The sequence below is a fragment of the Pseudonocardia oroxyli genome (assembly GCF_900102195.1).
In the GTDB taxonomy this organism is placed as follows: Bacteria; Actinomycetota; Actinomycetes; order Mycobacteriales; family Pseudonocardiaceae; genus Pseudonocardia; species Pseudonocardia oroxyli.
In genome coordinates, this window is sequence record NZ_FNBE01000003.1 from 316935 (window position 1) to 340945 (window position 24011).

Consider the following 24011-nt stretch of genomic DNA (forward strand, 5'->3'; position numbering starts at 1 on the left):
GCGGGGATGGCCCGTCACGACCGTCGCGCGCTCCGGCCCGAGCACGGGGCACCCGCGCGCGGGGCGGCGGGCGACCCGGCTCGGCGAGGCTCGACCGCAGGAGGCTCGGCCGCGGGAGGCTCGGCCGCGGGAGGCTCGGCCGCGGGAGGCTCGGCTGCGGGAGGCTCGGCTGCGGGAGACTCGGCTGCGGGAGGCTCGGCTGCGGAGCGGACGGAGCCGATCCCGGTCGTCCCGCCCGCACCCGTCGCGGAGCCGGAGCCCGAGCCGGCGCCCGGAACCGGCCACGGCCACGGCCACGGCCACGGGCCCGCGGCACCTGCCGGGCGCCGGGTGCGGGTCCTGCTGGCCGCCCTGCTGGTCCCCTGTGCGCTCGCGACGCTGGTCGGGCTGGTCGTGCTCTGGCCGACGGGCGACCTGCCGCACAGCACGCAGCGACCCCAGGAGGTGTTCCACGCCGAGGTCACGGCGGCGCAGGCGGCCGACTGCTCGCCCGGCTCCGGAGACGGCGGCTGCGCCGGGCTGACGCTGCACATGGAGGGCGGGCCGCTGCCCGGCCGCGACCTGGTGCAGCTCGTGCCGATCGAGCCGTCGACCCCCCGCTTCGCCGTCGGCGACGCGGTGCAGGTCGCCTACTCGGGCGGTGACGCGGCGGACCCGGGCTCGTACCAGGTGGTCGACTTCCAGCGCGGGAGCGCGCTGATCTGGCTGGGCGCGGCGTTCGCGCTGGCGGTGCTCGCGCTGGGGCGGTGGCGCGGGCTGGCGGCGCTGGTCGCGCTCGGGCTGAGCCTCGTGGTGCTCGTCGTGTTCGTGCTGCCCGCGATCCTGGCCGGGTCCAGCCCGGTCACGGTCGCCGTGATCGGCGCGTCGGTGATCATGTTCCTGGTCCTGTACCTGACCCACGGCTTCTCCGCGCGCACGTCGACGACCGTCCTCGGCACCCTGCTCTCGCTCGGCCTCATCGCGGTGCTGAGCTCGGTGTTCTCGGCCTTCGCCCGGCTCACGGGGCTCGACGACACGACCGCGGGCCTGATCGCCACGCTCGGCGCGCCCGTCGACGCCCGCGGCCTCGTCCTCGCCGGGGTGATCATCGGGGCGCTCGGCGTGCTCGACGACGTCACCGTCACCCAGACCAGCGCGGTCTGGGAGCTGCGGACCGCCAACCCCTCGCTCGGCCCGCGAGAGCTGTTCGCCGCCGGCATGCGGATCGGGCGCGACCACGTCTCGTCGGCCGTCAACACCCTGGTGCTCGCCTACGCCGGTGCCTCGCTGCCCCTGCTGTTGCTGTTCACGGTGGCGGGGCAGGGCCCGGGGGCGGTGCTGACCTCGCAGGACGTCGCCACCGAGGTCGTCCGCACCCTGGTCGGCAGCATCGGCCTGGTCGCGTCGGTGCCGATCACGACGGCCTTCGCGGCGGTCGTCGCGAGCCGGGAGCGGGCCTGAGGGGGTGATCCACACTCCGGGAGCGGGACGGTCGGAAATCGACCCTCCTCCTCCCCACGGGTGGATCATGACCCGCCCGTGACCCGACCCGGGGGCGTCACAGGCGGCGTCACGGGCGCCGCGCGACCAGCGTCGCCTCCCCGTTCCGCTCCTCGTCCGCGAGCACGTCGAGGTGCCCGAACGCCGTGCGGAGCTCGCCGGGTCGCGCGCGGAACCGCCCGGGCTCGTCGTCGACCTCGGACAACACCGTGACCACCAGCAGGCCATCGGGTGCGAGGGCCGCGGCCAGGGCCGGGTACAGCGCCGGATCGCGGAACCGCTGACACACGACGAGCGCGTAGACGCCCTCGGGCGGCCGCCAGGCGTCCAGGTCCGCCACCGCGAACCGCACCTCGCCCGGCGCGGCCGTCTCACCGACCTCGACCGCGCGCACCCCCACCGCCCCCGCGAGCGCCCGCCCCGACCGCACGGCCGCGGGCGACACGTCCACCGCGTCCACCGCGAGACCCCGCTGCGCCGCCCACACGGCGACCGCGCCCCGCCCGCAGGCGAGGTCCAGTGCCCGCCCCGCCCCGGGCAGCAGCGACTCCCGGCCCCGCAGCCCGTCGGGCGGCATCGGGGTGCCGAGCCCCACGGCCGCGTGCCGGGCGTCCCAGCGCTCCCGGTCCGCCGTGCTCATCGGTCCCTGCTCATCGGTCCCTGCTCATCGGTCCCTGCTCACCGGGGACGAGACCCCGCTCACGCGAGCAGCGAGGCGAGCTCCGTCACCACCGACTCGAGCGGCACCGACCGCTGGTCCCCGGAGGCGAGGTCCTTCACCCCCACGGTCCCGGACTCCATGTCGCGCTCCCCCAGCACGAGCGCGTAGCGGGCGCCCGAGCGGTCCGCGGACTTCATCGCACCCTTGAGGCCGCGGCCGCCGTAGGCGAGGTCCACCCGGACCCCGGCGGCCCGCAACGCACCGGCGACGGTGACCAGCCTGCGTCGGGCCTCGTCGCCCAGCGGCACGCAGAACACCTCGACCCGGGCCGCGGACCACGGCTGCAGCCCTTCGGCGGCACAGGCCAGCAGGGTGCGGTCGACCCCGATCCCGAACCCGACGCCGGACAGCTGCGGTCCGCCCAGGGTGGCCATCAGCCCGTCGTAGCGCCCGCCGCCGCCGATGCCGGACTGGGCGCCGAGCCCGTCGTGCACGAACTCGAACGTGGTCTTGGTGTAGTAGTCCAGCCCGCGCACCATCCGCGGGTTGATCGTGTAGGCGACGCCGAGGTCGTCCAGGTGGCCGAGCACGGCCTCGTGGTGGGCCTGGGCCTCCGGCGAGAGGTGGTCGAGCAGCAGCGGCGCGTCCAGCATCAGCGTGCGGACCTCGGGGCGCTTGTCGTCGAGCACCCGCAGCGGGTTGATCTCCGCGCGCGCCCGGGTCGCCTCGTCGAGGTCCAGGCCCGCGAGGAAGTCCTGCAGGAGGGCGCGGTAGGCCGGGCGGCTCGCCGCGTCCCCCAGCGAGGTCAGCTCCAGCCGGTAGCCCCGCAGCCCCAGCGCCCGGAAGCCCTCGTCGGCGATCGCGATGGCCTCGGCGTCCAGCGCCGGGTCGTCCGCGCCGATCGCCTCGATGCCCACCTGCTGCAGCTGCCGGTACCGCCCGGCCTGCGGCCGCTCGTAGCGGAAGAACGGGCCGGCGTAGCGCAGCTTGACCGGCAGCCCCTGCTTGTCGAGGTGGTGCTCGATCACCGCCCGCACGACGCCCGCGGTCCCCTCGGGCCGCAGCGTCACCGACCGTTCCCCGCGGTCGGCGAAGGTGTACATCTCCTTGCTGACGACGTCCGTGGACTCCCCCACGCCGCGCGCGTACAGCCCCGTGTCCTCGAAGACCGGCAGCTCGATGTACCCGTAGCCCGCCCGCTCCGCCGCGGCGGACAGCGTGTCCCGCACGTGCACGAACCCGGCCGAGCTCGACCCGCCGTCCGACGGGTAGTACTCCGGGATGCCCTTGGGCGCCGAGAACGTGCTCACAGTCCCTGCCTCGTCTGGAGGAACGGGTTTGCGGCCCGTTCCCGGCCGATCGTCGTCGTGGGGCCGTGCCCGGGGAGCACGACGCCACTGTCCGGCCTGGTCATCAGCCGGTCCTGGATGCTCGTGAGGAGCTGTTCGTGCGAGCCGCCGGGGAGGTCGGTCCGCCCGATGGAGCCCGCGAAGAGGGTGTCCCCGGCGAGGATCACCTCGACCCCGTCCTCGGTCTCGGTGGTGAACACGACCGAGCCCCGGGTGTGGCCCGGCGTGTGGTCGACCCGCAGCCGCATCCCGGCCAGCTCGAGGTCGCCGCCGTCCACCAGCAGCTCGACCGAGCGCGGCTCGCGCAGCTCCAGCCGGCCGCCGAAGAAGGCGGCGGACTCCTTGCTGATGCCCTTCATCGGGTCCGCGAGCAGCTCGCGGTCGTCCGGGTGGATCCAGGCGGGGATGTCCGCGCCGTCGCACACCGGCTGCACGCTGAAGGTGTGGTCGAAGTGGCCGTGGGTCAGCAGCACGGCGACCGGGGTGAGCCGGTGCTCCGCCAGCGCGGCGGAGAGCGGCTCCTCGGCGTCCTGGCCCGGGTCGACGATCACGCACGCCTCCCCGACACCGGTCGCGACGAGGTAGCAGTTCGTCTGGAACGCCCCTGCGGGGAAACCGACCACGAGCACGGCGACCAGCCTAGACGCGGGTCACACAGGCGACCTCGCTACCCTGCCGGGGCGATCTAGTGACGGAGGATTCTCGGGTGGCCACGAACCAGATGCGCCGGGAGGCGGCCAAGCGGAAGCTGGCGAACCAGCAGAAGCACCGGGAGGAGCGGGCGCGCCGACAGAAGCGGGTCGCGGTGCTCTCCTCGGCCGGGGCGGTCGTCGTGGTCGTCGTCGCCGTGGTGCTGCTGGTCACCGCCCCGTGGAAGTCCGACACCTCCGCCGCCCCGCCGCCGGCCGCGGCCCCGACGGACGCCGCCCAGAACGTCCCCACCGAGAACGCCCCGGTCCCGGTCCGGCCCACCCCGCTGCCGGCCGCGGTCGACTGCGCGTACCCGGCGGGTGAGCAGGCGGCCAAGCCGGCGACCCCGCCCGCGCAGACCACCGGGGTGAGCGCGCAGGGCACGGTGGCCGCCGCCCTCACCACGTCCGCGGGCCCGATCGGCCTCACGCTGGACCGGGCGCTGGCCCCCTGCACGGTCAACAGCTTCGTCAGCCTGGCGCAGCAGGGCTACTTCGACGGCACCACCTGCCACCGGCTCACCACCGCCCCCGGCCTGCAGGTGCTGCAGTGCGGCGACCCGTCGGGCAGCGGCAGCGGCGGCCCCGGCTACTCGTTCGCGGACGAGACGTTCCCGGAGATCACCTACGGCCGCGGGCTGCTGGCCATGGCGAACGCGGGCCCGAACACCAACGGCAGCCAGTTCTTCATGATCTACGGCAACGCCCAGCTGGACCCGAACTACACCGTGTTCGGCACGATCGACGCCCCCGGCCTGCAGACCCTCGACACGGTCGCCGCGGGCGGCACGACCAGCGGCTCCGGGGACGGCGCCCCCGCCACCCCGGTCACCATCGAGACCGCCACCGTCTCCTGAGCCGTGAGCGGCGGCCGGGGGTCGGCAGCCGCCGGAGGCGGCGGGGTGGGTCGGCGGAGCCGCTATAGCGACTATCGCCGCTCACGGGGTCAGCCGGCGCTGGTGACCCGGTAGACGTCGTACACGCCCTCGACGTTGCGGACGGCGTGCAGCACGTGGCCGAGGTGCTTGGGGTCGCCCATCTCGAAGGAGAACCGGCTCACCGCCACCCGGTCGCGGCTCGTGGTCACCGAGGCCGAGAGGATGTTGACCTTCTCGTCCGCCAGCACCTTCGTGACGTCCGACAGCAGCCGGTGCCGGTCCAGCGCCTCGACCTGGATCGCCACCAGGAACACCGACGCGGGCGACACCGACCACGCGACGTCCACGAGCCGTTCGCTGCGGGCCTTGAGGTCCGCGGCGTTCGTGCAGTCGGTGCGGTGCACGGAGACCGCTCCCCCGCGCGTCACGAACCCGAGGATCTCGTCCCCGGGGACGGGGGTGCAGCAGCGGGCGAGCTTGCAGTAGACGTCTCCCATCTCGGCGCCGTCCGCGCCCTGCAGGACGACGCCGGCGTCCCCGCTCGGGCGGCGGACCCGCACCGTCGACGGGGTGGCCCGCTCGGCGAGCTCCTCCTCGGCGTCCTCCATGCCGCCGAGCAGGGCGGTGAGCCGCTGCACGACGTGCCGGGCGCTGGTCTGGCCCTCGCCGATCGCCGCGTAGAGCTGGGAGATCTCGGTGAAGTGCAGCTCCCGGGAGACCGCGTTCATCGCGTCCGCGGACACGAGGCGCTGCAGCGGCATGCCCGTGCGGCGGGCCTCCCGGGTGATCGCCTCCTTGCCCTCCTCGATGGCCTCCTCGCGGCGCTCCTTCGCGAACCACTGCTTGATCTTGGTCTTGGCGCGCGGTGACTGGACGAAGCCCAGCCAGTCCCGCGACGGCCCGGCGCCCTCGGCCTTCGAGGTGAAGATCTCGACGACGTCCCCGGACTCGAGCGTGCGCTCCAGCGCGACCAGCCTGCCGTTGACCCGCGAGCCGATGCACCGGTTCCCGACCTCGGTGTGCACGGCGTAGGCGAAGTCGACCGGGGTGGAGCCGACCGGGAGGGTCTGCACGTCCCCCTTCGGGGTGAAGACGAACAGCTCCTTGGCCGCGAGGTCGTAGCGCAGCGACTCGAGGAAGTCCCCGGGGTCCGCGGCCTCGCGCTGCCAGTCGAGCAGCTGCCGCATCCAGGACATCTCGTCGATCTCGACCGACGAGCCGTTGTTGTGGCCCCGGGTCTCCTTGTACCGCCAGTGCGCCGCGATGCCGTACTCGGCGGTGCGGTGCATCTCGTGGGTGCGGATCTGCACCTCGAGGGGCTTGCCGTCCGGCCCGATCACCGTGGTGTGCAGGGACTGGTAGACGCCGAAGCGCGGCTGGGCGATGTAGTCCTTGAACCGGCCCGGCATCGGCTGCCACAGCGCGTGGACCATGCCCATCGCGGCGTAGCAGTCCCGCACCTCGTCCACCAGGACGCGCACGCCCACCAGGTCGTGGATGTCGTCGAACTCGCGGCCCTTGACGATCATCTTGCGGTAGATCGAGTAGTAGTGCTTGGGCCTGCCCTCGACGGTGCCGTCCACCCGGGCGGCCTGCAGCTGTCGCGAGATCTCGGCGATGACCTGCTTGAGGTAGGTGTCCCGGGACGGCGCGCGGGTCGCGACGAGCCGGACGATCTCGTCGTACTTCTTCGGGTGCAGGATCGCGAAGGACAGGTCCTCCAGCTCCCACTTCACCGTGGCCATGCCGAGCCGGTGCGCCAGCGGGGCCATGACCTCGAGGGTCTCGCGGGCCTTCTTCGCCTGCTTCTCCGGCGGCAGGTAGCGCATGGTCCGCATGTTGTGCAGCCGGTCGGACAGCTTGATCACCAGGACCCGCGGGTCCCGGGCCATCGCGACGACCATCTTGCGGATCGTCTCGGCCTCCGCGGCCGTGCCGAACTCCACCTTGTCGAGCTTGGTGACCCCGTCCACCAGGTGCGCGACCTCGTCGCCGAACTCCGCACGCAGCCGGTCGAGGGAGTAGTCGGTGTCCTCGACGGTGTCGTGCAGCAGGGCCGCGACCAGCGTGGTCGTGTCCATGCCCAGCTCGGCGAGGATCGTGGCGACGGCCAGGGGGTGCGTGATGTACGGGTCCCCGGACTTGCGCTTCTGGTGGGCGTGCTTCTCCTCGGCCACGTCGTAGGCGCGCTGCAGCAGCACCAGGTCGGCCTTGGGGTGCAACGTGCGGTGCACACTGGCCAGCGGTTCGAGGACCGGTTTCACGATCGCCACGCGCTGGGGGGTCATCCGGCGGGCGATGCGGGCCCGCACGCGCCGGGTGGCGGACGGTCTGGCCGACTCCAGCGCCGGATCGAGCTCGGCGGGGCTGGTCTGCTGGACGTCCGTCACCCCCTCAACGATAGGCGCTCCGCGCCCGTGAGTGGTAAGTGGTGCCAGGGCACCACTTACCACTCACGGGCGCGGAGCGCCTCAGTAGGAGAGCAGGGAGTGGACCTCGACGCCGGGCAGCTTGTCCCGCCCCCGCAGCGCCGCCAGCTCGATCACGGTGGCGAACCCGGTGACCTCGGCGCCCGCGTCCGTCAGCAGGCCGCAGGCCGCGGCGGCGGTGCCCCCGGTGGCCAGCACGTCGTCCACCACGAAGACCGTCGTGCCCGGCTCGACGACGCCCGCGGGCAGCTCGAGCGTGGCCGTGCCGTACTCGAGGTCGTAGGTCCGTGTCCCGGCGACCGACGGCAGCTTCCCGGCCTTGCGGATCGGCACCACGCCCGTCCCGGCGACGAGCGCGACCGCGGCGCCGATGAGGAACCCGCGCGCCTCCACCCCGGCGACCAGGTCCGCGGCACCCGCCCAGGCCGCCAGCTCGGTGGTCAGGGTCGCGAACGCCTCGGCGTCCGCGAGGACCGGCGTGAGATCGCGGAACAGCACCCCCGGCTCGGGGTAGTCCGGCACGCTGCGGACCAGGTCCCGCACCCGCTCCAGCTCGTACTCGGAGTCGTCGCCTGCGGCGGTCACCGGCGGCGCCTCTTGCCCTGCGGACGACCCGGCTGCGGCTGGGCGCGCCGCGGCGAGCTCGCCGCCGCCGCGAGGGCCCGCTCGCGGCGCAGCTCCCGGGCCACGGCCTCGTCGTCGGTGGTGTCGAGGTCCGAGGACTGCGCGGACTCCGGGGCCTCACCCGACCGGGTCGCGGCCGCCCGCGCCCGGCGGGCCATGACCCGCTCGGCCTGCTTGCGGAAGCGCGGGTCCCGCATCTTGAGGTCGACCAGCAGCGGCGTGGCCAGCAACAGCGAGGACAACGCACCCGCGATGATGCCGACGAGCTGCACGAGCGCCAGGTCGGCGAGCGTGCCGACGCCGAGCAGCCCGACGCCCACCACCATCAGCCCGATCACCGGCAGCACCGCGATCAGCGAGGTGTTGATGGAGCGCATCAGCGTCTGGTTCACCGCGAGGTTGGCCTGCTCGCCGTAGGTGCGGCGGGTCAGCTGCAGCAGGCCGCGGGTGTTCTCCTTGACCTTGTCGAACACCACGACCGTGTCGTAGAGCGAGAAGCCGAGGATCGTGAGCAGGCCGATCACCGTGGACGGCGTGACCTCGAACCCGACGAGCGAGTAGATGCCCGCGGTGACGACGACGTCGTGCACCAGCGCCACGAGCGCGGCGATCGCCATCGAGCGTTCGAAGTAGAGCGCCAGGAACAGCGTGACCAGCACGAGGAACACCCCGAGCGCGATCAGCGCCTGCCGGGTGATCTCCCCGCCCCAGGTGCCGGAGACGGCGCTGTCGCTGATCACCTGCTCGCCGCCGACGGGCTGCAGCTGCGCGTTCAGACCGTCCTTGAGGGCCGCGAGCTGGGCGGGCTCGAGCGCCTCCGACCGGATGATGATCGTCGCCGAGTCGCCCACCCCCGCCGACTGGACGGTCGCGGGGTCCTCGCCCACGGCGGACCGGTAGACCTGCTCCACCTGCTCGGTGGTGATGGTGCCGTTCACGCCCGCGGCCGGCAGCTGGATCTGTGAGCCGCCGGTGAAGTCGATGCCGAGGTTGAACCCGCGGATCGCGATCGACAGCACCGAGATCAGGACGAGCACCCCGAAGGTGACGTACCAGGCCTTGCGGCGCCCGACGACGTCGAACGCGCCGGTCCCGGAGTAGAGCCTGCTGAACACGGACATCTCAGGCCCCCTTCGTGCCGGACGAGGCGGTCTCGCGGGTGCGGCGGCGTTGCGCCCCGATCCTGGCGACCGAGCCCAGGCCGGACAGCGCGGGGCTGGAGAAGATCTTCGAGTTCGACGCCAGCGCCACCAGCGGGTGCGTTACGAGGAACACCACGACCAGGTCGAGCACCGTGGACATGCCGAGGGTGAACGCGAAGCCCTTCACCTGGCCGACGGCCAGGATGTAGAGCACCGCCGCGGCGAGGAAGCTGACGGCGTCCGCGGTCAGGATGGTGCGGCGGGCGCGGACCCAGGCCCGCGGCACGGCGGACCGGAACGAGCGGCCCTCGCGGACCTCGTCCTTCAGCCGCTCGAAGAAGATCACGAACGAGTCCGCCGTGATGCCGATGGCCACGATGAACCCGGCGACGCCCGCGAGGTCGAGGGTGAACCCGATCCAGCGCCCCAGCAGCACCAGCACGGCGTAGACGACCGCGCCGGACAGGATCAGCGACAGGATCGTGAGCAGCCCGAGCACCCGGTAGTAGAAGAGGCAGTAGACGAACACCAGGATCAGGCCGACGGCGCCGGCGAGCAGCCCGGCCTCCAGCGAGGCGAGCCCCAGCGTCGCGGAGACCGTCTGGGCCTCGGAGGACTCGAAGGACAGCGGCAGCGAGCCGTAGCGCAGCACGCTGGCGAGGTTCTGCGCCTGCTCCTGGCTGAAGTTGCCGCTGACCTGGGTGTTGCCGTAGAGCGCGCCCTGGATGGTGGGGGCCGAGACGACCTCGCCGTCGAGCACGAACGCCGCCTGGGTGCCGACGTTCGCCGCCGTGTAGGCGCCCCACGCCGCGTTGCCCGCGGACTTGAACGTCAGGTCGACGACCGAGCCGACGCCGTTCGGGTCCTGCGTGGCCGTGGCCGACGCGATCTCGGTGCCCTCGACGATGGTCGGGCCGAGGACGTACTTGGCCGTCTTGTTCTGGTCGCACGCGACGAGCGGCAGGGCCGGGTCGTCGTAGCCCTGCAGCGGGTCCGGGGCGTTGCAGTCCAGCGTCTGCAGCGCGATCTGCTGCGTCGTCGGGTCCGTGCTCTGCCGCAGCTGCTTGGCCTGCGCGACGGCGTCCGGCGACTCGGGGTCCGCCGCGGGGGGCTGCGCCGGGTCGGCGGGGGTGGCCTGGATCGGCTGCCCGACGACCGGCCGGAACCGCAGCTGCGCCGTCTGGGCCAGGTCACGGGCCTGCTCGCCACCGTCACCGGGGACGGTGATGGTGAGGTTGTTGCCGTCCAGCACCACCTCGGCGCCGCTCACGCCCAGCCCGTTCACGCGCTGCTCGATGATCGCCTGCGCCTGGATCAGCTGGTCCCGCGGCGGGGTCTGACCGTCCGCGGTGCGCGCGGTCATCGTGACCCGGGTGCCACCCTGCAGGTCGATGCCGAGCTTCGGCGCGAAGGACCGGTCACCGGTGAAGGCCACCAACGCGTACAGCGCCACGACGATGCCCGCGAACCCCGCGAGGTACCGCCAGGGGCGGATCCGCCCCGGGGTCGTTGCCACTCTTCTTCCACTCCCGGTCGCCTCGGACTGCGCTGCGTGCGCACCCGACGATGCTGCACCACGGGTCGAAGGGCGCGGACAGCGCCCCCGCGGTCACTTCTTGTCGTCGGCCGGGGTCTCGACGGTCGCGCCCGCCGGGGTGTCCGAGGTGGTCGCCGTCGTCGGGCTCGTCCCGTTCGCGGTGGTCGTGCCGGTCGTGCCGGTCGTGGGCAGCTCGGCCGGAGTGTCCGACTCGGTGTCCGCGGCGTCCTCGGCGGCGTCCTCGGCGTGGGTGTCGGTCGCGACCTTGTCCCGCACCGCGGCGCGCAGCCACGTGGTGACGACGCCGTCCGCGATCTCCAGGTCGATGGTGTCCTCGTAGGACGCGTCGACCACGGTGCCGCGCAGGCCCGAGGTGGTGGTGACGACGTCACCCTCCGCCAGGGCGTTCTGCATCTGCTGGGTCTCCGCCAACTGCCGCTTCTGCTTGCGCCCCGACAGGAAGATCGGGATGAACAGCAGCAGGATGAGGATGGGGAACAGCAGGCTCAGGTCCATGATGTCGCTTTCTTCCGTATTCGAGCACGTCGGCGGTGCGAGTCTGCCAGTCCGGGCTCGCGCCTCGACCACCGGGCCGGGCGCGTGACGTGCGGTTTCGCCTAGAACAGTCCCTGCGGACCGGTGCTCTCCTCCGGAGGACGCAACCCCAGATGGGCCCAGGCCGCGGGTGTGGCCACCCGGCCCCGCGGCGTGCGGGCGAGCATCCCGGCCCGTACCAGGTACGGCTCGCAGACCTCCTCGACGGTACCGGGTTCCTCGCCCACCGCCACAGCCAGCGTCGACACGCCGACGGGGCCTCCTCCGAACGTCCGCACCAACGCCCCCAGCACGGCGCGGTCCAGCCGGTCCAGACCCAGCTCGTCGACGTCGTACACCGCGAGCGCGTCCCGGGCCACGGCGCGGTTCACGGTGCCGTCCGCGCGGACCTCGGCGAAGTCCCGCACGCGGCGGAGCAGGCGGTTCGCGATGCGGGGGGTGCCGCGGGAGCGCCCGGCGATCTCCTCGGCGCCGTCCGCCTTCAGGTCGACGTCCAGGATGGTGGCCGCGCGGGTCAGCACCCGCTCCAGCTCGTGCGGCTCGTAGAACTCCATGTGCGCGGTGAAGCCGAAGCGGTCCCGCAGCGGGCCGGTCAGCGCGCCGGCCCGGGTCGTGGCCCCGACCAGCGTGAACGGCGCGATGTCCAGCGGGATCGAGGTGGCCCCCGGCCCCTTCCCGACGACGACGTCCACCCGGAAGTCCTCCATCGCGAGGTACAACATCTCCTCGGCGGGCCGGGCGATGCGGTGGATCTCGTCGATGAACAGCACGTCCCCGGGGAGCAGGTTGGACAGCATCGCGGCGAGGTCGCCCGCGCGTTCCAACGCCGGCCCGGACGTCAGCCGGATCGACGCCCCCATCTCGGCCGCGACGATCATGCTCAGGCTGGTCTTGCCGAGCCCGGGGGGCCCGGAGAGCAGGATGTGGTCCGGCGGGTCGCCGCGTCGCCGCGCCCCCTCGAGCACGAGCTCGAGCTGCTCGCGCACCCGCGGCTGCCCGATGAACTCCCGCAGGTTCCGCGGCCGCAGCGAGTTCTCGACGTCCAGGTCCTCGGGTACCGCCTCGGCGGCGACCCCGCTGAACTCGCGCGACTCCTCGCTCACCGGCTACGGCCCAGGCTGCTCAACGCGGTCCGGAGCAGGTGCGACGGGTCCGCCGCGGGGTTCTCGGCCAGCACCGCGTCCACCGCCTGCTCGGCGGGTCTCTGGGTGAACCCGAGCCCCAGCAGCGCCTCCACGACCCGGTCCCGGTGCCCGCCGGTGGCCGCGACCTGCGCGACGGGCGGGGTGGCGGGCGTGACCAGCACCTTGTCCCGCAGCTCCACCACCAGCCGCTCCGCACTCTTCTTCCCGACGCCGGGGATGCGCTGCAGCGTCGCCAGGTCCCCGTCGTGCAGGGCGCGGCGGAGCGTGTCCGGCTCCAGCACCGCGATGGTCGCCAGCGCGAGCCGCGGGCCGATCCCGGACACGGTCTGGAGCAGCAGGAACAGCTCCCGCTCGTCGACGTCCGCGAACCCGAAGAGGGTCAGCGACTCCTCGCGGACGATCAACGTGGTGGCGAGCTTCGCCTCGGTCCCCCGCCGCAGCCCGGCCAGCGTGTTCGGCGTGCAGAACACGGCGTACCCGAGCCCGCCGACCTCGACCACGGCGTGGTCCAACCCGATCTCCAGCACGGGCCCGCGCACGGACGAGATCACAAGCACTCCTCGCAGATACGAACACTAGTTCGAGCCGAAGGCTACCGGCCCGGTCCCCCGAACCGATCCACCCCCACCCGACGGCGTGTCCCACCGCGAGTCCTGCACTCGGGCGGGGGAGGCGCCGCGCGACCGGGCTCTCACCCCGGCCCTCGCTCAGCGCCGTCGGGCCGCCGCGAGCCGCTCCTTCTGGGCCGCCGCCAACCGCGCCCTGTGCTGCTTCGCGATCTCGGCCGCCCGGCGCTCGGCCTCGGCCATCCGGGTCATCATCGGCGCCCGCCAGCAGTGGCAGATGGCGAGGGCCAGGGCGTCCGCAGCGTCCGCGGGCCGCGGCGCCTCGGCGAGCCCCAGCACGCGGGTGACCATGGCCGTGACCTGGGCCTTGTCCGCGCGACCCGCACCGGTGACCGCGGCCTTGACCTCGCTCGGGGTGTGGAACGCGACCGGCAGCCCGGCCCGCGCGGCGACCAGCGCGACCACCCCGCTGGCCTGGGCGGTGCCCATCACGGTGCGGACGTTGTGCTGGGCGAACACCCGCTCGATCGCGACCACGTCCGGCCGGTGGCGTGCGATCCAGCGCTCCACCTCGTCCGCCACGACGAGGAGCCGACGGTCCACCGGGACGTCCGTGTCGCTGCGCACCACGCCGACGTCGACGCACGCGACCTGGCGCGCACCCGTGCCGTCGACCACGCCGAGCCCGCACCGGGTCAGCCCCGGGTCGACTCCGAGTACCCGCACCCGCACTCCCCTCGTCCGGGAGGACGCTACCGGCGCCCGGCTCCGCCGCGGACGTCCGACGCGCGGACGGGCCGGGCCTACGCCCGCTCGGTCAGGCTGAACCAGTTGCCGGAGTCGTCCCGGAACACGGCCTCGACGCCGTACGGGCGTTCGGCGGGCGGCTGCAGGAACTCGACCCCGCGCCCGCTGAGCTCGGCGAACGTGGCGCGACGTAGGCCGTGCGGAACGCCCGGGCGAAGTGGAACCGGGAGTACCCGGCCGCGATCGCCATGGCCTCCAGGTCGAGCGGCTCGGCGTAGCAGCGGTCGATCAGGTCACGGGCCCGCCGGACGTGTGCGACGGGCGGCGGGCTCATGGGGGAAGGATGGAGCCGTGCAGGTGGAGATCGTCGCGTTGATGGCGTCGCCGATCCACGCGTTCGAGGGTCGCCCGTCCGACGGGCCGCGGCCCGATCCCGAGCCTCCGGGCCGGGCGTCCGTCGAGGTCAGGGCCGGGCTGGGGGTCGTGGGCGACCGGTACTTCGGCCACCCGGCGCACCGCCGCGCCTCCGTGACGCTGATCGCGGTCGAGTCCCTGGAGGCGGTGGCCGCCGAGCTCGGGGTGCCGGCGTTCGACCCGGTCCTCGCGCGGCGCACGGTCGTGCTGCGCGGCGCGGACGTCGACGGGCTGGCCGGCGAGTTCACTCTCGGCGGCGTGCGGTTCCGGGCCCACCGCCCGGCCAACCCGTGTGCCTGGATGGACCAGGCGCTCGCGCCGGGTGCGTTCCGGGCCCTCCGCCGCCGCGGCGGGATCCGGTGCGCACCGCTGACGTCCGGCGTCCTGCGCCTGGGCCCGACGACCCTCGACCGCGGCGAGTGACCGCGGCCGACGTTCAGGTGTCCGCGGCGGGCGGGGCCAGGGCGCGGGCGGGGCCCTCCAGCCAGGTCCTGATCTCCGCGCGCGAGCGCAGCCGGACGACCGGCAGGTCGGGACGGGCGGCGGCGAGGGCCCGCACGTGCTCGCCCGCCGTCGGCTGGGTGCGCCAGGCCCACCGCACGATGTGGTCGGGGTCGGTGAGGAACGGGCGGGCGGGAGCGGGTCCGTGGCGCACAGCACTCCGAGCATCCTGCCGCCCGCGGCAACCCGATTTCAGCGGTCACCGACGCCCGCGCGCACGGGGCGGCGGACTCGCGTGCCGACCGCGGGACTCGCGTGTCCGAAGTGTGGGACTCGCGGCGCGGGGCGGTCAGTGGGCGGCGTCGTCCCAGCTGCGGCCGTAGCCGACCGAGACCTCGAGCGGCACCGAGAGGTCCTCGGCCGCGGCCATCTCGCGGCGGACGAGCTTCTCCAGCCGCTCGTGCTCGCCCTCGGCGACCTCCAGCACCAGCTCGTCGTGCACCTGGAGCAGGATCCGGCTGCGCAGCCCCTCCTCGGCGAGTGCCCTGGCCACCCCGAGCATCGCGACCTTGATGATGTCCGCCGCCGAGCCCTGGATGGGGGCGTTGAGCGCCATCCGCTCGGCCATCTCGCGGCGCTGGCGGTTGTCGCTGGTCAGGTCGGGCAGGTAGCGCCGACGACCCAGCATGGTGGCCGTGTAGCCCTCCCGGCGGGCGACGTCGACGACCGAGCGCAGGTAGTCCCGCACCCCGCCGAAGGTCTCGAAGTAGTCGTCCATCAGGGCGCGGGCCTCCTCGGTGGAGATCCGCAGCTGCCCGGACAGGCCGAAGGCCGACAACCCGTAGGCCAGCCCGTAGTTCATCGCCTTGATCTTGGCGCGCTGGGCGGGCGTGACCTCGTCCGGCGCCACCCCGAACACCTTCGACGCCGTCTCCGAGTGGAAGTCCCGCGCCGAGTTGAAGGCCTCGATCAGCGCGGCGTCCTCGGACAGGTGGGCCATGATCCGCATCTCGATCTGGCTGTAGTCCGCGGTCATCAGCTCCGCGTAGCCCTCGCCGACGACGAACGCCTCGCGGATCCGCCGCCCGGCCGCCGTGCGGATCGGCACGTTCTGCAGGTTGGGGTCGGTGGACGACAACCTGCCCGTCGCGGCGATCGTCTGCGAGTACGTGGTGTGGATCCGCCCGTCCGCCGCGACCGACTTGAGCAGCCCGTCGACCGTGATCTTGAGCCGGGTGGCGTCCCGGTGGGTGAGCAGGTGCTGCAGGAACGGGTGCTCGGTCTGCTCGAACAGGCTCTGCAGCGCGTCCGCGTCCGTGGTGTAGCCGGTCTTGGTGCGCTTGGTCTTGGGCATGTTCAGCTCGTCGAACAGCACGACCTGCAGCTGCTTGGGCGAGCCCAGGTTGATCTCCTTGCCGATGACCTCGTAGGCGAGGTGCGCGGCCTGGGCGACCTGCCCGCCGAACTCCGCCTCCAGCATGCCGAGGTGCGACTGGTCCACGGCGATGCCCGCGGCCTCGCAGTCCGCGAGCACGAAGGCGAGGGGCTGCTCCAGCTCCAGCAGCAGCCGGGTCTGCTCCTTCTCGGCGAGCTCGGTGCCCAGTGCGTCCGCCAGCTCGGCGACCGCGGACGCGGCGACCATCTCGGCCTCGGCGTGCTGCGCGTCCGCCTCCTCCTCGCCGCCGAGCAGGGAGAGCTGCCCGTCCGCGGGGCCGCCCTCCATGGCGAGCTCGCGGCGCAGGTAGCGCAGCGCCAGGTCCGCCAGGTCGAAGGAGCGCTGTCCGGGCCGGGCCAGGTACGCCGCCAGCGCGGTGTCGCTGGTCAGGCCCCGCAGCTCCCACCCGCGCGAGCGCAGGCCGTGCAGCACCGCCTTGACGTCGTGTGAGGCCTTGGGCACGGTCGGGTCCGCCAGCCACGCCCCGAGCGCGGCCTCGTCCTCCGGCGTGAGCAGCCGGACGTCCACGTACCCGGCCACGGGCACCCCCGCCGCGGCCCCGTCCGCCCGGTCCTCGACCGACGGCTCGCCCGTGGCCAGCGCGATCCCGGAGAAGTCCCGCTCGGTGATCGCCCCGGCGACCCCCGAGAACGCGACGCCCACGCGCCGCCCGTCCCGCGCGTGCTCGGCGAGCCAGTCGCCCAGCTCCCCGGGCGCGATGATCCCGCCCTGCACCGCGAACCCGGACTCCGCCTCGGGCTCGGCGCTCTGCAGCGTGGCGAACAGCCGCTCGCGCAGCACGCGGAACTCCAGCTCGTCGAACAGCCGGTGCACCGCGTCCCGGTCCCACGGCCGCACCTCGAGCTCGGCGGGGACGCTGTCCAGCGGCACGTCCCGGACGAGCTCCGTGAGCTGGCGGTTCATCAGCACGTTCGCCAGGTTGGCGCGCAGCGCGTCCCCCGCCTTGCCCTTGACCTGGTCCACCCGGTCGGTCAGCTCGCCGAGGGAGCCGAACTCGCGGACCCACTTCGCCGCCGTCTTCTCCCCCACGCCGGGGATGGAGGGCAGGTTGTCCGAGGGGTCCCCGCGCAGCGCCGCGAAGTCCGGGTACTGGGTCGGGGTGAGCCCGTAGCGCTTGTCCACCTCGGCCGGGTCGATCCGACCGAGGTCGGAGACGCCGCGCTTGGGGTAGAGCACCGTGACGTGGTCGGTGACCAGCTGGAAGGCGTCCCGGTCGCCGGTGGTGATCAGCACGTCGAAGCCCTGCTGCTCCGCCTGGGTGGCGAGGGTGGCGATGATGTCGTCCGCCTCGAACCCGTCCACGGCGAACACCGGGATGTTGAGCGCCTTGAGGACCTCCTTGATGAGGTCCACCTGGCCGCGGAAGTCGTCCGGCGTGGTCGTGCGGTTCGCCTTGTAGTCGGCGTAGCGCTCCGACCGGAAGGTCTTGCGCGAGACGTCGAACGCCACGGCGAGGTGCGTCGGCTGCTCGTCCCGCAGCTGGTTGATGAGCATCGACGTGAAGCCGTAGACGGCGTTCGTGGTCTGCCCGGTGCCGGTGCGGAAGTTCTCCGCGGGCAGGGCGAAGAAGGCCCGGTACGCCAGCGAGTGCCCGTCCAGCAGCAGGAGTCGCTTCGTGTCGGTCGCGTTCTTCGTCGGTGCGGTCACGGCCGCGAGTCTAGGACCGGGCACCGACGGTTCCGGGTGGGGGAAGCGCTCCCCCACCCGGGACCGGGTGGTATCTCAGCCGACCTCGGCCATGACCTCGTCGGACACGTCGAAGTTCGAGTAGACGTTCTGGACCTCGTCGGAGTCCTCGAGCGCCTCGATCAGCTTGAAGACCTTCTTGGCGCCCTCGGCGTCCAGCTCGATCTGCATCGAGGGCAGGAAGGTCGGCTCGGCCGAGTCGTAGTCGATGCCCGCCTCCTGCAGCGCGGTGCGCACCGCGACCAGGTCGGTGGGCTCGGAGACGACCTCGAAGCTGTCCCCCAGGTCGTTGACCTCCTCGGCGCCCGCCTCGAGGACGGCCAGCAGCACGTCGTCCTCGGTCAGCGAGCCCTTCGGCAGCACGACGACGCCCTTGCGCGTGAACAGGTAGGCGACGGAGCCGGGGTCGGCCATGGTCCCGCCGTTGCGGGTCATCGCCGTGCGCACCTCGGTGGCCGCGCGGTTGCGGTTGTCCGACAGGCACTCGATCAGCATCGCGACGCCGTTGGGGCCGTAGCCCTCGTAGGTGATCGTCTCGTAGTTGGCGCCGCCGCCGTCCGCACCGGAGCCGCGCTTCACCGCCCGGTCGATGTTGTCGTTCGGCACCGAGCTCTTCTTCGCCTTCTGGATGGCGTCGTAGAGCGTGGGGTTGCCGTCCGGGTCACCGCCGCCGGTGCGGGCCGCGACCTCGATGTTCTTGATCAGCTTCGCGAACATCTTGCCGCGCCGGGCGTCGATGACGGCCTTCTTGTGCTTGGTCGTCGCCCATTTGGAGTGGCCACTCATCGGCTGCCCCGTCCCTCCTCGCTCGCGGCACGCAGGCGGCCCAGGGCCCCTGCCGGATGTCCCGTCCATGCTACCGACCTGGTGTCCGGCGCCTCATCGCCAGAGGGTGCACCCGGCGTTACACGGGGTACCCCGAATTCACCGACCTCGGTGAAAGCCCAGGTCAGGCGTTAATGACGGTCGACCGGCCCGCGATAGCGAGGCAGGGACGACACGAGGGGGACACGATGGACCGCACGCTGATCGCGCGCCTGGGCTTCGCCGCGGCGGGTGCCGCCGCGCTCGCGACCGGGTCGTCCGTCGTCCTCCTCGGCACCGCCGACCACGCCGAGGCCGCCCCACTGACCGTCACCGTGACCGGGCCCGCGCAGCCGCTGTACACCTGCGACCTGCAGAGCCCGCCGCAGTTCGGCGACCCCGCGAACCCGGACACGATCACCAACCGGGCCTGCGCCTACACCGACGACCTGGGGCGCACGCGCAGCTTCGACCCGTGGATCGACGGGCAGCTGCTGCACTCAGGCGGCCAGTAGCCCGTCGATCTGCCCCATCGCCAGGCGCATGCCCTCCTCCATGCCCATCTCGGAGAGCTTCTCCAGCGCCTCGAGCGAGGGGAACGTGGTGACCGTCGTCATCCGGGTCCCCGAGTCCGTCGCCTCCAGCGTGACGAGGGCGGACGTCGTCGGCATGGCGTCCGACGGGGTGCCGTCCGCGTCCGCGAAGCCGTCCTCGAAGGCGAGGCCGCGCGGGGCGTCGACGGCGGTGATGCGCCACCAGCCGTGGAACCGGTCCCCCTCCGGGCCGGTCATGAAGTAGGCGGCGCGGCCACCGGGCTCGACCTCCAGCAGCTCGAACGTCGCCGGGTGGGTCGGCGGCCCCCACCACCGCTCCAGCAGGCGCGGGTCCTCCCAGACCTGCCACACCCGCTCGACGGGCGCCGCGAACTCCGCGACGAACGTGAGGGTGAGGTTCTCGGTGTCGCGGACGACGTCGACGACGGTCATGTCTCCTCCAGCAGTGCGTCGATGGACTGCGCGCGATGGCGCCAGAGCTGTGCGTAGGACTCCAGGAGCCGGGTGGCGCGGCTCAGCACCCGATCGGTTGTCTATGCCGAGCGCACGAGGTCCGCGAAGTAGGCGTGCACGCGCAGGTCCCCGGTGATCTCCGGGTGGAAGGAGGTGGCCAGGACGTTCCCCTGCCGGACGGCGACGACCCGGCCCGCGGCCTGGGCGGCGTCCCCCGGCACCGTGGCCAGGACCTCGACGTCCGCGCCGGTCTTCTCCACCCACGGCGCGCGGATGAACACCGCCCGCACCGACCCGACGCCGGTCATGTCCAGGTCGGTCTCGAAGGAGTCCACCTGGCGACCGAAGGCGTTGCGGCGCACGACGACGTCCAGGCCGCCGAGCTGCTCCTGGTCCGGGCGCCCGTCGAGCACCTCGCCCGCCAGCAGGATCATCCCGGCGCAGGATCCGTAGGCCGGCAGCCCGTCGGCGATCCGGGCGCGCAACGGATCGAGCAGCTCGAAGATCCCGAGGAGCTTGCTGATCGTCGTCGACTCGCCGCCGGGGAGGACGATCCCGTCCACGGCCGCGAGCTCGGCGGGCCTGCGCACGGGCACCGCGCCGACCCCGGCCGCGCTCAGCGCGGCGAGGTGCTCGCGGACGTCACCCTGCAGGGCCAGCACACCGATCGTCGGAACCACGCCGACCAGGGTAGACAGTGACCCAGCGCACCCCGACCCCGACGAGCGGACGGCACGCGGCGGGGGTCAGAGACCCGCGGTGACCTCGCCCGCCGCCGCGGCCTCCTGGGCGGCGTGGCGGACGGCGTCCGCCACGGCGGGCGCGACCGACTGGTCGAAGACGCTGGGGACGATGAAGCTCGCGTTGGGCTCCGCGACGACGTCCGCGATCGCGGCCGAGGCGGCCAGCAGCATCCGGTCGGTGATGTCGTGGGCCTGCGCGTCGAGCAGGCCGCGGAACACCCCCGGGAAGGCCAGCACGTTGTTGATCTGGTTCGGGTAGTCCGAGCGGCCCGTGGCCACGACGGCCGCGTGCTGCATGGCGACGCTCGGGTCGATCTCCGGGTCCGGGTTGGCCAGGGCGAAGATGATCGCGTCGTCCGCCATGGTGGCGGCCTCGTCGGCCCCGAACAGGTTCGGCGCCGAGACGCCGATGAACACGTCCGCGCCGACGAGGGCGTCGGCCAGCGAGCCGGAGCGGTCGGTCGGGTTGGTCTGCGCCGCGATCGACGTGAGGTTCTCGTCCAGGCCCGGCCGCGAGGCGTGCACGATCCCGTCGATGTCCACGGCGAGCACCTCCCCCGGCTTCTCCGAGGCCAGCAGCCGGATGATCGCCGAGCCCGCCGCGCCGACGCCGCAGACCACGATCTTGGCGTCGGAGATCGACTTGTGCACGACCCGCAGGGCGTTGCGCAGCGCACCGAGCACGACGACGGCGGTGCCGTGCTGGTCGTCGTGGAAGACCGGGATGTCCAACAGCTCGCGCAGCCTGCGCTCGATCTCGAAGCAGCGCGGCGCGGCGATGTCCTCGAGGTTGATGCCGCCGTACGCGGGCGCGATGACCTGGACGGTGCGGATGATCTCCTCGGTGTCCTGGGTGTCGAGCGCGACCGGCCAGGCGTCGACGTTGGCGAAGCGCTTGAACAGCGCCGCCTTGCCCTCCATCACCGGCATCGACGCGGCCGCGCCCAGGTTGCCCAGGCCCAGCACCGCGGACCCGTCGGTGACGACGGCGACGGTGTTGCGCTTGATCGTCAGCCGCCGGGCGTCCGACGGGTTCGCCGCGATCGCCTGGCACACCCGCGCGACGCCCGGGGTGTAGGCCCGGGACAGGTCGTCTCGGTTGCGCAGCGCCACCTTCGACGAGACCTCGATCTTGCCGCCGAGGTGGATCAGGAACGTCCGGTCGGACACCTTCCGCACGGTCACGCCCGGCACGGCGCCGAGCGCCGCGGTGATCTCCTCGGCGTGCTCGGAGTTCAGGGCGTTGCAGGAGATGTCGACGACGATCGCGTCGGTGCGCGACTCCACGACGTCGAACGCGGTGACGACGCCGCCCACGTTCCCGACGGCGACCGCGAGATCCCCCGCGGCGCTGCTGGACGACGGGGCCTCGACGCGGACGGTGATGGCGTAACCGGGACCGGGGATGGGCACGGCCAGGGACCCTACTCGCGGGGCCGACGTGGCCACGCACACGCCGGGGTCGGTCTTGAGCAAGTCTTGAGGGGTTGTGCGCGACCGGACACCGGAGTCCAATCGGTGTGACCGGCGGCACACCGGTGTGCCGCGCGGATGCCCGCGGAGGTGCGGCCATGACCGTCAGACAAGACCGGACAGCCTCGGGAGCCGACCCGGCCGGGGTGGTCGATCCCGCACTGATCAGGAACGTCGTGCTCGTCGGCCCCTCGGGGGCGGGCAAGACGACGCTGGCCGAGGCCCTCCTCGCCCACACCGGCACCATCCCCCGCGCCGGCAGCGTCGTCGACGGGACGACCGTCTGCGACCACGACCCCGCCGCCGTCCGCAGGCACCGCTCGGTCGGCGTCGCCGTCGCGCCGCTGCGGCACGCGGGGCTCAAGATCAACCTGATCGACACCCCCGGCTACGGGGACTTCGTCGGCGACCTGCGGGCGGGCCTGCGCGCCGCGGACGCCGCGCTGTTCGTCGTCCCCGCGACCGCCGGGGCCGACGGCGCGATCGACCCCGCCACCGCGGCGCTGTGGCAGGAGTGCGCCGCCGTCGGGATGCCGCGGGCGGTCGTGGTGGCGCGGTGCGACCAGGCCCGGGCGGACGTCGAGGCCGCCCGGCTGGCGTGCCGGGAGGCGTTCGGCGCGGGGGTCGCCCCCCTGTACCTGCCGACCGACGACGGGCTGTACGGCCTGCTCACGCAGGGTCCCGGAGCCGCGCCCGACGGCGCCGAGGAGGCCCGGGCGAGCCTGATCGAGGGGATCATCGAACAGTCCGAGGACGAGTCGCTGATGGACCGCTACCTCGGCGGCGAGCACATCGCCGTCGAGACGCTGGTCGCCGACCTGGAGACGGCCGTCGCCCGCGGGGCCTTCCACCCCGTCGTGCCGGTCTGCGCCGCGACGGGGACCGGGCTGGACGCCGTGCTGGAGCTGCTCGCAGGCGGGTTCCCGACGCCGCTGGAGCATCCACTGCCGCCGGTGAGCACCATCGACGGCAACCCCCACCCCGCGCTGACGGCGGATCCGCACGGGCCGCTGGCCGCGGAGGTCGTGCGCACCTCGGCGGACCCGTACGTCGGCCGGGTCTCGCTGGTCCGGGTGTTCTCCGGGACCCTGCGCGCGGACACCGCGATCCACGTGTCCGGGCACGTGCCGGCGCCGCGCAGCAGCCCCGAGGACACCGGTCACGACCTCGACGACCGGCTCTCCCACCTCTACACGGCGCTGGGCGCCACGCTCGTCGACACCGAGGTCTGCGTGGCCGGGGACATCTGCGCCCTGACGAAGGTCTCCGGGGCCGAGACGGGCGACACCGTGTCCGCCGCCGACCACCCCCTGCTGCTGCGGGCCTGGGAGCTGCCCGAGCCGCTGCTGCCGATCGCCGTCGCGCCGACGGAGCGGGGCGCGGAGGACCAGCTCGCGCGGACCCTCGCCACGCTGGTCGCCGCCGACCCGGGGCTGCGCCTGGAACGCAGCCGGGAGACCCACCAGACCGTGCTGTGGACGACCGGGGAGGCGCACGCGGACGTGGTGCTCTCGCGGCTGCGGGAGGCGGGGGCGGACGTCCGCACCGAGGACGTCCGGGTGCCGATGCGGGTCACGCTCGGGTCCGCGGCGCGGGTGACCGGGCGGCACGTCAAGCAGTCCGGCGGGCACGGGCAGTACGCGGTGTGCCACGTCGAGTTCGAGCCGCTCCCCCGCGGGTCCGGGTTCGAGTTCCGCTCCGCGGTGGTCGGCGGGTCGGTGCCGACGCAGTACGTGCCGAGCGTCGAGAAGGGCATCCGCGCGCAGCTCGCCCACGGGCCTGCGGTCGACGGCGTCGCACACCCGGTCGTCGATGTCCGGGCGACGCTGGTGGACGGCAAGGCCCACAGCGTCGACTCCTCGGACGCCGCCTTCCAGACGGCCGGGGCGCTCGCCGTGCGCGCGGCGGCCGAGGAGTGCGGGCTGGTGGTGTTGGAGCCGGTCGACGAGGTCGGTGTGACGATCCTCGACGCGCACCTGGGTGCCGTCCTGGGCGACCTGTCCGGCAGGCGGGGACGCGTGCTGGGCACCGAGCCGACGGAGGTGCCGGGCCGCACCCTGGTCCGCGCCGAGGTGCCTGCGGCCGAGCTGCTCCGCTACGCCGTGGACCTGCGCGCCCTGACGAGCGGTACCGCGACGTTCACGCGACGCTTCGCCCGCTACGACACCCCCTGACCTCCGGCATGG

The 24011-nt window shown here is 73.4% G+C and carries 23 protein-coding genes; 5 read left to right on the plus strand and 18 right to left on the minus strand.

Annotated elements, in window-relative coordinates:
• The first annotated feature begins 330 nt into the window (after positions 1 to 330).
• The gene (locus tag BLS43_RS06460; protein ID WP_245707331.1) at positions 331 to 1440 is read left to right on the plus strand and encodes a YibE/F family protein; all 1110 of its coding nucleotides are present in this window, start codon (positions 331 to 333) and stop codon (positions 1438 to 1440) included.
• A 109-nt stretch (positions 1441 to 1549) separates the two neighbouring features.
• On the opposite strand, the gene BLS43_RS06465 is transcribed toward BLS43_RS06460, so the two are convergent.
• The 3 genes from BLS43_RS06465 to BLS43_RS06475 are packed head-to-tail and all read right to left on the minus strand — an operon-like array spanning position 1550 to position 4118.
• Positions 1550 to 2119 (minus strand): class I SAM-dependent methyltransferase, encoded by a 570-nt coding sequence (locus tag BLS43_RS06465; protein ID WP_093078202.1) that lies wholly within the window; start codon positions 2117 to 2119, stop codon positions 1550 to 1552.
• 59 nt (positions 2120 to 2178) lie between these two features.
• A complete protein-coding gene (hisS, locus tag BLS43_RS06470) occupies positions 2179 to 3450 on the minus strand; it encodes a histidine--tRNA ligase (protein WP_093078205.1) in 1272 nt (423 codons plus the stop codon).
• Entirely contained in the window at positions 3447 to 4118 is a 672-nt protein-coding gene (locus BLS43_RS06475) for an MBL fold metallo-hydrolase (protein ID WP_093078207.1), read from the minus strand. The genes hisS and BLS43_RS06475 overlap by 4 nt, the downstream gene beginning before the upstream one ends.
• Before the next feature lie 77 nt (positions 4119 to 4195).
• On the opposite strand from BLS43_RS06475, the gene BLS43_RS06480 reads away from it, so the two are divergent.
• A complete protein-coding gene (locus BLS43_RS06480; RefSeq protein ID WP_093078210.1) occupies positions 4196 to 5035 on the plus strand; it encodes a peptidylprolyl isomerase in 840 nt (279 codons plus the stop codon).
• A gap of 89 nt (positions 5036 to 5124) precedes the next feature.
• Here the strand turns inward: BLS43_RS06480 and BLS43_RS06485 are convergent, their stop codons facing one another.
• From BLS43_RS06485 to BLS43_RS31950, 9 genes are all read right to left on the minus strand, one after another.
• Positions 5125 to 7446 (minus strand): RelA/SpoT family protein, encoded by a 2322-nt coding sequence (locus BLS43_RS06485; protein ID WP_176921197.1) that lies wholly within the window; start codon positions 7444 to 7446, stop codon positions 5125 to 5127.
• 81 nt (positions 7447 to 7527) lie between these two features.
• Positions 7528 to 8070 (minus strand): adenine phosphoribosyltransferase, encoded by a 543-nt coding sequence (locus tag BLS43_RS06490; RefSeq protein WP_093078212.1) that lies wholly within the window; start codon positions 8068 to 8070, stop codon positions 7528 to 7530.
• Entirely contained in the window at positions 8067 to 9230 is a 1164-nt protein-coding gene (secF, locus tag BLS43_RS06495; protein WP_093078215.1) for a protein translocase subunit SecF, read from the minus strand. The genes BLS43_RS06490 and secF overlap by 4 nt, the downstream gene beginning before the upstream one ends.
• A 1-nt stretch (position 9231) precedes the next feature.
• Positions 9232 to 10767 (minus strand): protein translocase subunit SecD, encoded by a 1536-nt coding sequence (gene secD / locus BLS43_RS06500; RefSeq protein ID WP_093078218.1) that lies wholly within the window; start codon positions 10765 to 10767, stop codon positions 9232 to 9234.
• 93 nt (positions 10768 to 10860) lie between these two features.
• Complete coding sequence (gene yajC, locus BLS43_RS06505) at positions 10861 to 11304, minus strand: preprotein translocase subunit YajC (RefSeq protein ID WP_093078221.1); 444 nt, start codon at positions 11302 to 11304, stop codon at positions 10861 to 10863.
• A 101-nt stretch (positions 11305 to 11405) separates the two neighbouring features.
• Entirely contained in the window at positions 11406 to 12446 is a 1041-nt protein-coding gene (gene ruvB, locus BLS43_RS06510) for a Holliday junction branch migration DNA helicase RuvB (protein ID WP_093078224.1), read from the minus strand.
• Positions 12443 to 13039, minus strand: coding sequence for a Holliday junction branch migration protein RuvA (ruvA, locus tag BLS43_RS06515; protein ID WP_093078227.1), 597 nt, complete (start codon positions 13037 to 13039; stop codon positions 12443 to 12445). The genes ruvB and ruvA overlap by 4 nt, the downstream gene beginning before the upstream one ends.
• Positions 13040 to 13195: 156 nt before the next feature.
• A complete protein-coding gene (gene ruvC, locus BLS43_RS06520) occupies positions 13196 to 13780 on the minus strand; it encodes a crossover junction endodeoxyribonuclease RuvC (RefSeq protein ID WP_093078580.1) in 585 nt (194 codons plus the stop codon).
• Positions 13781 to 13871: 91 nt separating this feature from the next.
• Positions 13872 to 14135: a helix-turn-helix transcriptional regulator gene (locus tag BLS43_RS31950; protein WP_176921198.1), complete on the minus strand. Its 264-nt coding sequence runs from the start codon at positions 14133 to 14135 to the stop codon at positions 13872 to 13874.
• Positions 14136 to 14152: 17 nt separating this feature from the next.
• On the opposite strand from BLS43_RS31950, the gene BLS43_RS06535 reads away from it, so the two are divergent.
• Positions 14153 to 14638, plus strand: a complete 486-nt coding sequence (locus BLS43_RS06535) for an MOSC domain-containing protein (RefSeq protein WP_245707332.1) — start codon at positions 14153 to 14155, stop codon at positions 14636 to 14638.
• 13 nt (positions 14639 to 14651) lie between these two features.
• Here BLS43_RS06535 and BLS43_RS29845 read toward each other — a convergent pair whose 3' ends face one another.
• The 3 genes from BLS43_RS29845 to BLS43_RS06550 all read right to left on the minus strand — a co-directional run bounded on the left by BLS43_RS29845 (position 14652) and on the right by BLS43_RS06550 (position 18584).
• Positions 14652 to 14870, minus strand: a complete 219-nt coding sequence (locus BLS43_RS29845; protein WP_176921199.1) for a hypothetical protein — start codon at positions 14868 to 14870, stop codon at positions 14652 to 14654.
• Between the two features lie 135 nt (positions 14871 to 15005).
• A complete protein-coding gene (polA, locus tag BLS43_RS06545; RefSeq protein WP_093078230.1) occupies positions 15006 to 17759 on the minus strand; it encodes a DNA polymerase I in 2754 nt (917 codons plus the stop codon).
• Positions 17760 to 17834: 75 nt separating this feature from the next.
• Positions 17835 to 18584 (minus strand): YebC/PmpR family DNA-binding transcriptional regulator, encoded by a 750-nt coding sequence (locus tag BLS43_RS06550; RefSeq protein WP_093078233.1) that lies wholly within the window; start codon positions 18582 to 18584, stop codon positions 17835 to 17837.
• A gap of 227 nt (positions 18585 to 18811) precedes the next feature.
• Here BLS43_RS06550 and BLS43_RS06555 point away from each other — a divergent pair, with 227 nt between their 5' ends.
• Positions 18812 to 19117 carry a hypothetical protein gene (locus BLS43_RS06555; RefSeq protein WP_093078236.1) on the plus strand — a complete coding sequence of 102 codons (306 nt, stop codon included), beginning with the start codon at positions 18812 to 18814 and terminating at the stop codon, positions 19115 to 19117.
• Here the strand turns inward: BLS43_RS06555 and BLS43_RS06560 are convergent.
• From BLS43_RS06560 to BLS43_RS06570, 3 genes are all read right to left on the minus strand, one after another.
• Positions 19103 to 19588: an SRPBCC family protein gene (locus BLS43_RS06560; protein WP_093078239.1), complete on the minus strand. Its 486-nt coding sequence runs from the start codon at positions 19586 to 19588 to the stop codon at positions 19103 to 19105. The genes BLS43_RS06555 and BLS43_RS06560 overlap by 15 nt on opposite strands.
• A 101-nt stretch (positions 19589 to 19689) precedes the next feature.
• Positions 19690 to 20289 (minus strand): pyridoxal 5'-phosphate synthase glutaminase subunit PdxT, encoded by a 600-nt coding sequence (gene pdxT, locus BLS43_RS06565; protein WP_245707333.1) that lies wholly within the window; start codon positions 20287 to 20289, stop codon positions 19690 to 19692.
• Positions 20290 to 20355: 66 nt separating this feature from the next.
• A complete protein-coding gene (locus BLS43_RS06570; protein ID WP_093078248.1) occupies positions 20356 to 21765 on the minus strand; it encodes an NAD-dependent malic enzyme in 1410 nt (469 codons plus the stop codon).
• 158 nt (positions 21766 to 21923) lie between these two features.
• On the opposite strand from BLS43_RS06570, the gene BLS43_RS06575 reads away from it, so the two are divergent.
• The gene (locus tag BLS43_RS06575; protein ID WP_093078252.1) at positions 21924 to 23999 is read left to right on the plus strand and encodes an elongation factor G-like protein EF-G2; all 2076 of its coding nucleotides are present in this window, start codon (positions 21924 to 21926) and stop codon (positions 23997 to 23999) included.
• The last annotated feature ends 12 nt before the right edge of the window (positions 24000 to 24011 follow it).